The organism is Marinifilum sp. N1E240, assembly GCF_009295825.1.
Lineage (GTDB): Bacteria > Bacteroidota > Bacteroidia > Bacteroidales > Marinifilaceae > Marinifilum_A > Marinifilum_A sediminis.
Genome location: NZ_WHKF01000017.1, coordinates 1 through 12,808, shown reverse-complemented (window position 1 = coordinate 12,808; position 12,808 = coordinate 1). Strand labels below are relative to the sequence as shown.

Here is a 12,808-nt window from a genome sequence, read left to right as displayed (position 1 = left end):
TTTATATCGTGGGTGAAACTTTTAGCATTTTATGCTTTTTAAAAGCATAAAGAATAAAACCAAGTCCAACTAATATGTAGGGAATACTTAATAGTTGTCCCATGTCTAATTGCATGTTGGCTTCGAAATCCACTTGTCTTTCTTTAAGGAATTCGATAAAGAAGCGAGCCGTGAAAATGAGTAGTAGGCAAAGACCAAAGAAGAAACCGTTTTTGAGATGTTCTCTTTTGGTTTTGTATAGCCAAAAGCTAATGGCAAATATCAGAAAGTAGGATAGGGCTTCGTACAATTGTGCCGGGTGTCGTGGAATTAAATCTACTCTTTGGAATACAAATCCCCATGGCTTGGTAGTAGGCATTCCAATAATTTCCGAATTCATAAGATTGGCAAGCCTAATAAAAGCGCCACCCAATGCTGCTACAACAGCAATTAAATCAATAGTATCGAGAATGGCATGTTTTGTTTTTTTAGAATAGATAATCAAGGCAACAATAAGCCCCAATGCACCTCCATGACTTGCCAAACCTTGATAGCCAGTAAATTTTATTCCTCCTTCATTTAAAAACTTAATGGGAAGAATCATTTCCAAAGGATTTGAAAAGTAATAAGCTGGTTCATAAAACAAACAATGTCCCAGGCGAGCTCCTGCCAATATTCCTACAATTCCATAAATGGATAGTTTCTCCAGGTTGGCATCCGGAATATTTTCACGTTTAAAAATCCAGCCTAAAATGGATATGCATAAAAAAATACCTGTTACAAATAGCAATCCGTAGTAGCGAATCGAAATGCCGAAAAGATTAACAATTTCCGGTTCGGGGTTCCAATTAATGTAATTCAGAATCATATACTGATTAATTCTTAAGAAGTGTTGATTCAACTCTCTTGAATTTAATTTCAAAAGAATCATGCACTTATTTGGTATGAATAGATTCGGTAAATTTACATATTAATTCATTATGAATTGAATTGCTTGTGATAAAAAGAAAAATTATAAATAGACAAGAGTGATTTACAATATTCTTAACTTTTTCTATTCTGTAGATTAAATAGGAGTGGTTTACTATGTTCTTATTCTTTGTTAATTCCTGATATTCATGGTAAATATTCATAATATCAGGCTCCTGATGTATGAATTGCTTTCTCTTTTTAATATAAAACTTAAGACAGTATCAGACATTATCGGAAAAGATTTTCTAAGCTAGGTTTAGGAGCTAGCGGAAAGTATTTTCAAGATTACGGAACTTAGGAAATGCTCTACGGATGGTAAAAAGTACCTAACGGAAGCTTAAAAAAGAGGTTTTGAACTTCCGTTGGAGCTAGCGGAAGATAAAATGAGTACATTTTAGGCTCAAAAAACACTTTCCTAAGTTCCGTTGGCTCCAACAAATGTTCCGTCAGACCTAATATATTTCCCGTCAGGAGTTTTCTATCTTCCGTTATGCTATTTTAATTGGTAGTTCTTTTTAAAGTGCAAGTTGAGTATAAGGTTCAATATCAATAGATTAGTTTGTGCGATCTTTCAAAAAATAAATGGGATTGTAAAAGTATTTTTATCACACCACGCATAAATGAATCAACACTTACTTTGGAACATCTGCTTGGGTGGTAAGTAGGATTTCCTATGGTAATGAATACTGTCTTCACTCAATTCTCCAGTAGGCTTTTGTTTTTCGACGAATGTATAGTTTTACCCAAAAGACCTTCGTTTTTAAAAATGGCTACAGGAATCTTTAACGAATCCAAACGATTCAGAAGAATAGGATTAAAATTATTCTTTTTGTATTTGATTGAGTAGGGCACATCATCCATGGTAATGGCACCTTATTTCTGAGCAAAAGAATAAAGTGCCATTTGGAAGAATGCAAAAAATAGAATTAGTGTTTTAACTATGTTTTGAGTAGTATTTAGCTAATTATTTTCTTGTAAGTAAATGATCATACGATCAATTTTTTATACAACGTACCGAAAAAGCATGAGTTTTAAGGTAGTTCAGCTTGTAAATATCACTACTAACATAATTGATTCGGCGGAATGATGCATTTTCCTCATTATCTTCTGTTGACGACCACCAGTAAGCTAGGTATCCTTTGGTTTGAAATGTACCATCCTGATAGCGATAGCCTCCTGGAATAGCGGAGAAACCACTTTCATTACTTGCTCCTTCATTTGGACTTTTCCAGTGATTTGTACCTATCTCTTTTAATTTACCACCAGCAGTACTCTCTCCTCCTAAATATTTTGTTAGAGTTATCCATTCAGTATCTGTTGGTACATGCCAGCCATCAGGACAAATATTTCGACTGTCGGTTACAGTATACCAAGTATAAAGTTTACCGTAAGTAGTAATGTTATCTGAATTGTTATCGTATGTGAAACAATATTTAGGATTTGTTTCGCTTGAAATATCACCTATCTCTGTTCCATCAGGTATTAAATCTCCATTTGAATAATGGCTGGTTTTAAGGTTCTCTGTAAACCAATCTTGTGAGCCAATGGTTAAGGCATTATAAGTATTGCCTTCAATATCAGTTACAATGTAGGTGTTGAAAGCTAGACTTGTAAAACTAAGCTCATTTCCATAGGCTGTACCACTACTATTAGTTGCATATGCCCTCAGATAATATGTTGTATTGTCTTTCAAATCAGATAACAGGCTTGTAAACGAATTTGTTTTTGTTGTGTCGGCTATAAGGCTAGAGTTGATTGTTGGATTTGGAACAGTGCCCCAACAAATACCTTGAGATATAATTTCAGTACCACCATTACTGATAATTTCACCCCCTGTTTTAACAGATGATTGTGTAATTTCAGTAAGACTTGTGGTTGTTAATTTTGGTAATTCTATTGCGTCTTCATTATCGCATCCGTTTGCGATTATTAATAGTATTCCTGCAAAGATGGATAAATGAATTCGAAAAATTATTTTGTTTTTCATTTAATTAAGGTGCTAAATACAACCAATGTTTGGTTGGAGGGTTAGTGATTAGAATTTATTGTGATAGATTGATTTTTACAATTTAGTTTTAATGTTTTTTCAAAAATTCAATGGGATCATAAAAGTACCGTTTCAAATCATCTTTGGTATAACAGGCTAGCGTATATGATGAAAATAACCTGAAGGGTTTGGTACTATTCTTTTTTAATCGGGTTGGAGGCATTTTAAGAACTTCGAAATGAAAATGATCGAATTGCCAACCATATTTGTGTAACTCTTCCTTATTCATGAATCTGGCTATTGGCGTATTTGGATTCACCTGCTGATACAATTCGACTCTTATTCCTGCAATGTGTTCATAAACTGTCCAAAAATCAGAATCTCCGTGTTCAATAATTACTTGTGCGTAGGGACCATCTTTACGAATGCTAATTACCCTACCTTCCGAAATTGCAAAAATTGGTTCGTTATGGTAGTTGTTCGAAGGTCTCTTAATATCAATACCGGTGTGATAATGAGAAGGAACGCCCGGTCTCTCTTTTCTTAGAAGACCAAATTCGCCAATATCAGTTAAACGTATAAAATCGATGGATTTTCTATCTGAAGAATTGATAGGCAGATTGCATTCCATATTGTAATCTGGAAAAAGGAGAAGAAGCAGGTATAGAAATCCGGTTTTAATCATTGTTTGATTTTTTCATTATCAATTTTCATGGTGAATAAGGCTGATAAATTTACATATTATATCATTATGGAATTAATTGAGCCATGAATTAAGAAGTGATTTAAATAGGGTAGGAGAGTGTTTCCAATAATATCTCGTATTAAGTACTGAAAAAATGAACTATATTGTAATTTGATCGTTATATCTTAAATAGCATTACACATCCCATCTATATGCCCAGCATTTAATTTGAGAAAGTAAGTTTTCATTTTACTGCCACTTGTGGTTTAAACTCGTAATGGGTATGATTGATAGAATCATCATATTGAATTTATTAAACAAATTATCTACAGAGAATAAGAATATTTTCTGGAAGATGGATTGTTTGTATTGTGATGCCAGAGGAACTACAATAAATCAAATAAAAATCTATTCTCAGGAGAATTGCCGAAATATTGGACTTTTTATTTATCGAGGCGAAACGGGAATAGTACAGTTTTGCATGCATGATGGCTTAAAAAAAAGCAGTTCTGAAAATATTGTCGATCTGTTATTGGATTTAATCAACTATACGAGAGGAGAGGTGGTGTAATATGAAAAAGGTGATCTGTTGATGGACCACCTTTGATGTTAAAACTTATTTTATATCACTATTAGATTAAATCGAAACGATCAAGATTCATTACTTTTGACCATACAGCCACAAAATCATGAATGAACTGTTCTTGTGCATCTTCGCAGGCATATACTTCGGCTAATGCCCGAAGTTCTGAGTTTGATCCAAAAATGAGATCAACCCGGGTTCCTGTCCATTTAAGATGACCAGTTTTTCGATCCTGTCCATTAAATACTGATTCATCTTCAGATTTTGCTTCCCAGCTCGTTCCAAAATCAATCAGATGAACAAAAAAGTCATTGTTTAGCGTTTCCCTATTATTTGTGAAGACTCCATGTTTTGACTGATCAAAATTTGTGTTCAGAACGCGCATTCCACCAATCAAAACTGTCATTTCAGGTGGTGTTAGTGTTAGCAATTGGGCTTTGTCAACCAATAATTCTTCAGCCGAAGCCAAATGACTTCCTTTCAGATAATTTCGAAATCCATCTGCTACTGGTTCCAGTACAGCAAATGATTCAATATCAGTTTGATCTTGAGAAGCATCAGAACGTCCCGGACTAAATGGAACAGTAACAGAATATCCACCATTCTTTGCGGCGAGTTCAATAGCTGCACATCCACCCAAAACGATTAGGTCAGCCATAGAAACCATTTTACCATTCGTTTGTGCTGTATTGAATCCTTCCTGAATACATTCTAAGGCTTCTAAGACTTTCGATAATTCTTTAGGATTGTTCACTTCCCAATCCTTTTGTGGAGCAAGACGAATGCGAGCGCCATTGGCACCACCACGCTTATCCGATCCACGGAAGGTAGAAGCAGAAGCCCAGGCTGTAGAGACCAATTGAGAGACGGATAGTCCGGCAGAAAGAATTTTACTCTTTAAAGAAGCAATATCCTGATCATTAATTAATGGATAGGTAGCAGCAGGAATAGGATCTTGCCAAATTAATTTTTCGGTTGGTACTTCTGATCCCAGGTAGCGAGAAATAGGTCCCATATCTCTATGTGTTAACTTGAACCAGGCGCGGGAAAAAGCATCAGCAAACTCCTCAGGATTCTCATAAAATCGTCTTGAAATTTTTTCATACGCCGGATCTTTAATTAAAGAAAGATCGGTTGTTAGCATGATTGGAGCATGCTTTTTTGATGGGTCGTGGGCATCCGGAACAGTGCCTTCGCCAGCATTACCTTTTGGTTTCCATTGGTGAGCACCTGCCGGACTTTTGGTCAATTCCCACTCATATTCAAACAGATTCTCAAAAAAGTTATTACTCCATTGGGTAGGTGTTGTAGTCCAGGTGCCTTCTAGTCCACTGGTAATTGTATCTCCGGCATTTCCAGTTCCGAAAGTGTTTTTCCATCCCAAACCTTGTTCTGCTATACTTGCTGCTGCTGGTTCTCTGCCAACATATTTGTCGGGATCAGCTGCACCGTGAGTTTTACCAAATGTGTGACCACCTGCAATTAAGGCAACGGTTTCTTCATCATTCATTGCCATTCGACCAAATGTTTCACGAATGTCGTGGGCTGCAGCAATGGGATCAGGATTTCCATTTGGACCTTCAGGATTCACATAAATCAATCCCATTTGAACCGCTCCCAATGGGTTTTCCAATTCACGATCGCCTGTGTATCGTTTGTCGCCCAGCCACTCGGCTTCGGATCCCCAATAAATATCTTGCTCTGGTTCCCAAACATCCTCGCGCCCTCCTGCAAAACCAAAAGTTTTAAAACCCATTGATTCCAAAGCACAGTTTCCTGCTAAAATCATGAGATCGGCCCAGGAGATTTTCTTTCCATATTTCTTTTTAATTGGCCATAAAAGCAAGCGAGCTTTATCAAGGTTTCCGTTGTCAGGCCAACTGTTTAGTGGTGCAAATCGTTGAGTTCCTGAACCAGCACCTCCACGACCATCGGATATGCGATAGGTCCCAGCGCTATGCCAGGCCATACGGATAAAGAAAGGACCATAATGACCAAAATCTGCTGGCCACCAGTCTTGCGAATTGGTCATTAGTTTGTATAAATCATTTTTAATCGCTCCTAAGTTTAGACTTTTAAATTCCTTGGCGTAATTGAAAGCCTTGCCCATTGGATCCGATTTAGAGGAATTTTGACGGAGAATATCTAATTTCAATTGATTTGGCCACCAGTCGCGATTAGAGGTTCCCCCACCTGCAGTTTGTCTTTTAGTACCACCCGTGAATGGGCATTTACTTACATTTTTCTCAATAAAACCCTCCTTATTTTCCATCTTTCTATTCATTTTAAATTTCGGTACTACTCAATTTACGAAATTGTTTTCCCATTTATGTAATTAATTTATAAAGAATTACATGTGTTTGTGAATTTAGAAAGTGATTTTTTATTTATCATGAACCGATGAGGCTATGAAGTCTTTTGCTCCCATCAAGTTTTTGTGTTCGCTTTAAAGGAAGGCGATACAATCGCGACCAACTGCATTAAATTTTGTTTTATTTCTGCTATGCAGAGTACGAGCTAATATGAGACTCATTTAATTCAAAACATGTCAAGCATCTCCACGATGCTTGACATGTGAGATCATAAAATTCGCTTCTCTAGGACATTACCTTTACCTTGTTGGCAATCTGTGATTTATCAAGTAAATGCTTGCCAAAATTGGTATAAACCATATACTTATAAGTCAATTTGGGCACAAAGTAATGCGATGGAATTGCTGCCGGAAGAGGGGAGTAGAACTCACCAATTTCATTTAATCCTTTCTTCTCACCTTATCTTTAAATGGTGAGGTATATTCATAATCATTACCATCGTTACCACTTAAATCACCTTGCCAATTCTCCTCTAGTTCAACCTTACTGCCACCAATATTTACAGACTTTTCTTCTTCATAAGTCTCATTGTAATCTCCTTCACCAGAGTAGCCTTCTGTTGAACCGCTTGATTCATTTTCAGAATTACTTACAGCTCCACCCCCTGATATCATCAGTAAGGAAAGAATGATAAAGGGCTTGGTACAATAATAGCCTATAACGCCTAAAGTAGCCAATAGTAAAGAAAAGAGTGCCAAATAAAGTAAGGCATGCAAAAATCGAACATTCTTTACTACCTTAAATGTTATATATATCAAAATTCCACCAATAATATACAATCCCATTTTATAAGGCATATCGAATATATAATTGAGGATGACAAATATTACGGTAGTAATTGCAATTCCTAGTATCGCCTTACTTGGGTTAACTTTTTTTCCCCCTTCTTCCGATACATGCTTTAACTCCATTATTACAAATGTGGAAAATGTCATTACAAATAAAAAGAATAACATGAAATTAACCACGTCGCGCCACCAGCGAGGAGTATCGAAAAACCATGTAGACCTTTCCATTTGAGTAAAGTAATAAGCGATTACAGCACTAGTAATTAATAAGAGTATAATTCTCAGTATTCTACTGCCAGTAGGCGATAAAAATTTACCACCAATAAATAGTCCTGCATACAAAACAAGTGTCATTCCCAGCATGATCCACCAAAACACTACCGTAGGATTACTCATGTCGTACCAGGGACTCTTTCTTGATGTTACCTGTTTTGGTCGGTAGCGTTTGAGGTATTTTCCATTTACCCATCCAATTTTTCCATTATAGCTAATATATTTCCACTCATAAAAGCTTTTACTCACTACAACAATGTTATTTTTATGAAGCTTACCAGTAACAAACGAATTCGTATTCGCTTCCTTTCTGATATTCAGATTATCAACAGTAACAGAGTATTTACTTTGTGCAAGGATATTTTGTGATGTAAAGCACAGTATCATAAGAATAATACAGGTGCCAATAAAATAAGGTTTTAATTTCATAATATTTGATTTAGCTTATTTATTTTTTTTCGAAGTGAGCTTATTCTTAGCAGAGTAATGAACTGCTAGAAAAATTACAATTAAGAAAATGCTTTGATTAAATCCATGATAGAAGTGATCAAAAGCAAAGGAACAATTACCATCCAGCCAATCCAATTCGGTGCATTTTTTGGGAGCTTTATTACCTGATCAATCATCAAGGCAATCATATATCTTGTGTCTGTAATTGGAGTTGGAACAATGTGAATGCAAATGTAAGTCAGGAGCACAATCGATAAAATATTCAGAAATGGCATTTTTTCTGGAAAAATATTGCCTATAGTAGCAAAACCACCATTTTGTTTCACTTTCTCTTCACCGGCAAATAGCATCCGCATTTGCTTAAAGTAAACCGATATAAAGTGGTTCCCTGCATTTAGTGATTCCAGAACCGATTTCTTCTCTGCTGTGCGTGGTAAGGTCTCTTTAATAAATATGCCGAACTTTCCGAATGGATCTTTATGCACATTCTTTTCAATCAGCTCATTCGAATTGCCTCTTCTAATTCCCAACAGAACAGAATTTGTATCATCTGTTTTAATCGCAGATGTAAAATCCCGATAGTATAAAACGGTATCCTTGTTTACGGTAATAATTTCATCGCCCTTTTGTAAACCTGCATCAAAGGCAGAACTGCTGGATCTAACCGATGCTATTTTTAAGGGATATTTTGCATAAACAGGATAAAACAGCTCACTATTATTCGATATGATCTCTTGAATGGCTTTATTAGAATCGATAACAAGATCTTGTAAGGAATCCTTTCGAATAATGCTAAAGCGTTTCGCTCGTTCAAGCAGAATGATCTTTTTGATATCATAAAATCGCTCAAACGATTTTCCTTCAATTTGAACAATTTGATCTCCATTTCTAAACCCCAATTCGTATCCTAAGGAATCTACATAAATCCCATTTTCTTTCGCATTTTCGGCAGACAGGTAGGTTCTATCTTGTGAGTAAAAGTTTATGCCATATAAGGTGGTGCCCACCAAATAGAGCAAGACAAGTCCACCCAGTATACCAGCAAGCCTTTTTACAAATGAATGCTCCCGGCGCATCCATATGGGCTGGGGTTTTCTTTTCTCCTCATTGTGTATTTCGTAGATCTTAAACAACCAGGGCAAAGGAATGATAATCCCAACCGAAAAAGTTACATCGAATAATCTGAATTGAAAAAGAGAAGGAGAGTAGCCAATCTGATAGTGCTTGTGATAGATCCCCAATAGCTTGCAAGCAATCGCTTTTCCTATTAATAGAGTTGTTCCAATTATTAAGTAATAGAACCATAAATACAATATTCCCATAGTTCTGTTGTTTATTTTAAGCTTTGCAAAGTGTTAGTATTTGTTTTAATCTATTTCTATGATTTGCCTCCGCTACCGCACGAGTCCTCTCGTGTGGTTTTTATAAAGGAACGCGATAGAATCGCACATCACCTGGGGGCTAATGTTTTAGATGTATTGTTAGGCACAGACATTTTCAATTTCAAGTAATAAATTTTCTCCTAATTCAAACATTTTAGAAATATCTTCATATTTATAAATCCATTTGTTCGATTCTATTCCAATTGTTGTTTTCCCCCTGAAGTCACTGAAATTTTCTAAATACTCATTCTTCACAATTATCTTCAATGGACCAATGCAATCATTAAGTTGAACAAATGAGTTGATAAATTTTTTTGATAGTCTCAAATTTTTAAACTCCTTGTTTTCTGATGTAAAAGTCAAGTATTTATCTACTTCTTTTATTCCTGCTTTTATCTTTTTAGTTCTAAATATTATATCAATCCAGTCCTTTTTATAAATGGTCAAATCCATATTTTTGGTGAAGGATATGGGTTTATAAATCCCAGTAAACATTTTGGATACAGATGATTTGGCAAAGGATTCATATGCCAAAAAAACAAACGAATTCTGTTTAAATGCATAGTATCTCGTCTTTAAATATGGATCTGCCGGAGTCAAATAAAATTTATTTGAATTCTCATAAGTTTCATATTCTAATCCTTTTGTTGTTGGATATTCTAATATTGTTCCTTTATGATCTGAATCTTCCATTTTGTTGCAATTTGTTTGTGTCTAACGACAGTCTGTCTACTAACTATTTTAAAATCCTCTTGCTACCGCACGAATCCTTTCGTTTTTATAATAAAAGAAGGCGATAGAATCGCGCACCGGCGCATGGTTAATTCTGCTTTGCGGAGCACGAGCTCGCTAACGGTTTTTTTTATTCAGTTCATTCTTAATTGATTTAAATTATTCGGTTAGAATTTACCCAACATGTATACTAAAAAGAAGACTATTCCATAAAATAGGAATAGATTTATCGTAACCAAAAGAAATCGTTTGGGTTTAGTCAATTCGAAAGCTTTCGAGTTCCAAATAAGAATCAATATATGATATGGAATGTAAAAATATTTTTCAATGGACGTATTATTTACTGTTAAGCTCAAAATTACTGATATTGGAAAGAAAACAATTATCCATAAGCTTACATTGTAAATATTTAAAATTAGATGTTCAAAAAAACTTTTCTTGAATTGTATGTATAGTAAAAAGCTTGAAAAAGTTAACAAGAGAATATTCGATAATAAAATTATAAATTGTGAAGAAATATCACCCGTTACTACAGTACCCAGAAAATCATTTGCAATTGAATAGTGCAATACAAGGAATAAAGATGCTATTGTGAAGAATTTTACAGGACTGTAATAAAATTTCCGAAATCCATTCCAATAGTTTACAACTAATGTTTTGGGTTGGCTCAATCCGGTTCGAATATTTCGGAAAAAAGATTTTTCCAATGAAAATACACTATCAAATAAATCTCCTAAAAATGTTATGGAATTAATTCTTCCACCTTTATAATATTGTCCACACTTTGAGCAATATTTCTCATTTATTTCACTTGAACATACAGAACATTTCATATTTTCTGTGGTTTTATTTGTGCTGTGTGTGTAAACTCCTGCTACCGCACAAATCCTTTTGTGTGGTATTTATAACTAAAGGAACGCGATAGAATCGCGCACCAGCGCATGCTTATTTCTACTTTGCAGAGCACGAGTTACAAGCTCGCGCTAGCGGGGAGTGCCTGCTCAAAGAACAGGACTTTCGATTTATCTCCAAATGCCCTATTGACTATACACCTTGTTAGCGGGTCGTGTTTTTTCTTTTTCATTCACTTTCTAATTCTTTGTCAATAACCCAAGCAGAATCCACTATGAATTCAATTTGAATTAAATCCTCTTTTTCATTTTCGTTAAAATAGGTCAGAGCTGAACCTTTCATAAATGCAATACTGAAACTACCTTCCACACCTACTGAATCCCAAGTCCAACCACCACTTGGTAATTCAACTTTGCAGTCTTTTCCTTTTATGATTTTTCCTTTGAAATGAAACCATCCACCATAGTGGTGAAGTCCATTGTCAAGACGTGCCATGTGGTAAATCTCAGATTCCTTTTTGTAGTCTATTCCGAGTTTTAAAAACAAATCTTTTATTTCGTCAGGATAAATACTTTCTCTGTTGGTGGCAAAATTTTTGCAATCATTACAACTGCATTCTTCTGGACTTCCCAATTCTATTTTGTCGTAGATTTCTTTGGTTCGTCCGTAGTCGAATTCAAAAGTCCATTCTTTATATTTTACTGTTTTAATCGTCATTTTTGCATGCCTGCCAACGGTTTAAATAAAGGGTCGTAGGCTGATTTGAAAAACCGAACCTCCGAAACCTCACTTAGCCGCAGCTTTTGTTTTGGTTATAAATTTATTCTTTTCACTAGCCGAAGCAAAAGCTTCGGCGAACTTATTAAAAGCACAAAACTCCCAAATTTATGCTGACAGCCTATGCCCTTTATTTTTTGTTGGGCACTGGCATTTTTTTTAAGGAAATATATTGTCCATGAAGAGACTTGCGATGAAAGCTAAAGTCGCATAAACAGTATAAACACTCAGATATATATCAACGTTATTTATGTCTGGTAATTCTAACTTATAACCAGGGTTTCTGTCTTGTTGTTGTTGTTTATAGAAGTAATAACCAATCACAAAAACAGGAGTCATAATAATATATAATCCGATTGTCATTGCACTTTGAGTCAATGATTCAACTAAATCAAATGTTTCCGATTTTAACAACGGAAGCAATAACGTCGTTCCGATTATTATTAATGTAATTGCCAGTGCTATTTTCAGTCGATAAACTTTCCAGTATAACTTTATAATTTCAAGCATGAGTTTAATAATTAGCTGATGGAGTAATACCTACAAAGCTGTCAGAATAACTAGTACAACCATAAACACATAAATTCTTAACCATATTTTCCTCCAATCATTTTTTCTATAAAAATTAATAAACTGAGACACTACATATCCTAAAGTCATCGAGCCTAGGAACTGATATACAACACTTCCAAACATTTTATTGTAATCTGGAATATCTGCGTAGATACTAAAACCTAATGATAAAAGTAATGTTCCAATAATATATAAACTTGTCCTACTTGTCGACTTATAAATGTCTTGTATTGATTTCATTCGGTTTGTTAATTCTGTGCGATTACGTTTTTGCTTGTGCCCAACGGCAGTTTGTCTAAAAACTGATTAAACTGCTCAATTAAGCTTTAAATATAGCAGTTTTAAGGATACATAAAAATTGAAAATCCTTTTAATTTGAAATAGAATTGAGGTTCTTATTTGA

At 35.0% G+C, this 12,808-nt stretch carries 12 protein-coding genes; 1 reads left to right on the top strand and 11 read right to left on the bottom strand.

Annotated features, from left to right (window positions below):
- Position 1 precedes the first annotated feature (1 nt).
- The 3 genes from lgt to GCQ56_RS19635 form a co-directional block, all read right to left on the bottom strand.
- Complete coding sequence (lgt, locus tag GCQ56_RS19645) at positions 2-910, bottom strand: prolipoprotein diacylglyceryl transferase (RefSeq protein WP_227006125.1); 909 nt, start codon at positions 908-910, stop codon at positions 2-4.
- 1,035 nt (positions 911-1,945) lie between these two features.
- Positions 1,946-2,938 (bottom strand): fibrobacter succinogenes major paralogous domain-containing protein, encoded by a 993-nt coding sequence (locus GCQ56_RS19640; RefSeq protein WP_152736247.1) that lies wholly within the window; start codon positions 2,936-2,938, stop codon positions 1,946-1,948.
- 88 nt (positions 2,939-3,026) lie between these two features.
- On the bottom strand, positions 3,027-3,623 hold the full coding sequence (locus tag GCQ56_RS19635) for a M23 family metallopeptidase (RefSeq protein ID WP_152736246.1): 597 nt from the start codon (positions 3,621-3,623) through the stop codon (positions 3,027-3,029).
- 283 nt (positions 3,624-3,906) lie between these two features.
- Here GCQ56_RS19635 and GCQ56_RS19630 point away from each other — a divergent pair, with 283 nt between their 5' ends.
- On the top strand, positions 3,907-4,194 hold the full coding sequence (locus GCQ56_RS19630) for a hypothetical protein (protein WP_152736245.1): 288 nt from the start codon (positions 3,907-3,909) through the stop codon (positions 4,192-4,194).
- 61 nt (positions 4,195-4,255) lie between these two features.
- Here the strand turns inward: GCQ56_RS19630 and katG are convergent, their stop codons facing one another.
- The 8 genes from katG to GCQ56_RS19590 form a co-directional block, all read right to left on the bottom strand.
- A complete protein-coding gene (katG, locus tag GCQ56_RS19625; protein WP_152736244.1) occupies positions 4,256-6,478 on the bottom strand; it encodes a catalase/peroxidase HPI in 2,223 nt (740 codons plus the stop codon).
- A gap of 480 nt (positions 6,479-6,958) precedes the next feature.
- Positions 6,959-8,068: an SH3 domain-containing protein gene (locus GCQ56_RS19620; protein WP_152736243.1), complete on the bottom strand. Its 1,110-nt coding sequence runs from the start codon at positions 8,066-8,068 to the stop codon at positions 6,959-6,961.
- 80 nt (positions 8,069-8,148) lie between these two features.
- A complete protein-coding gene (locus GCQ56_RS19615) occupies positions 8,149-9,411 on the bottom strand; it encodes a site-2 protease family protein (RefSeq protein ID WP_152736242.1) in 1,263 nt (420 codons plus the stop codon).
- Between the two features lie 159 nt (positions 9,412-9,570).
- The gene (locus tag GCQ56_RS19610) at positions 9,571-10,164 is read right to left on the bottom strand and encodes a hypothetical protein (protein WP_152736241.1); all 594 of its coding nucleotides are present in this window, start codon (positions 10,162-10,164) and stop codon (positions 9,571-9,573) included.
- A 206-nt stretch (positions 10,165-10,370) separates the two neighbouring features.
- On the bottom strand, positions 10,371-11,036 hold the full coding sequence (locus GCQ56_RS19605) for a DUF3667 domain-containing protein (RefSeq protein ID WP_152736240.1): 666 nt from the start codon (positions 11,034-11,036) through the stop codon (positions 10,371-10,373).
- A 247-nt stretch (positions 11,037-11,283) separates the two neighbouring features.
- Positions 11,284-11,772 carry a hypothetical protein gene (locus tag GCQ56_RS19600; RefSeq protein WP_152736239.1) on the bottom strand — a complete coding sequence of 163 codons (489 nt, stop codon included), beginning with the start codon at positions 11,770-11,772 and terminating at the stop codon, positions 11,284-11,286.
- A gap of 219 nt (positions 11,773-11,991) precedes the next feature.
- Positions 11,992-12,342, bottom strand: coding sequence for a hypothetical protein (locus GCQ56_RS19595; RefSeq protein WP_152736238.1), 351 nt, complete (start codon positions 12,340-12,342; stop codon positions 11,992-11,994).
- A gap of 30 nt (positions 12,343-12,372) precedes the next feature.
- Positions 12,373-12,645 carry a hypothetical protein gene (locus tag GCQ56_RS19590; protein ID WP_152736237.1) on the bottom strand — a complete coding sequence of 91 codons (273 nt, stop codon included), beginning with the start codon at positions 12,643-12,645 and terminating at the stop codon, positions 12,373-12,375.
- Positions 12,646-12,808: the final 163 nt, after the last annotated feature.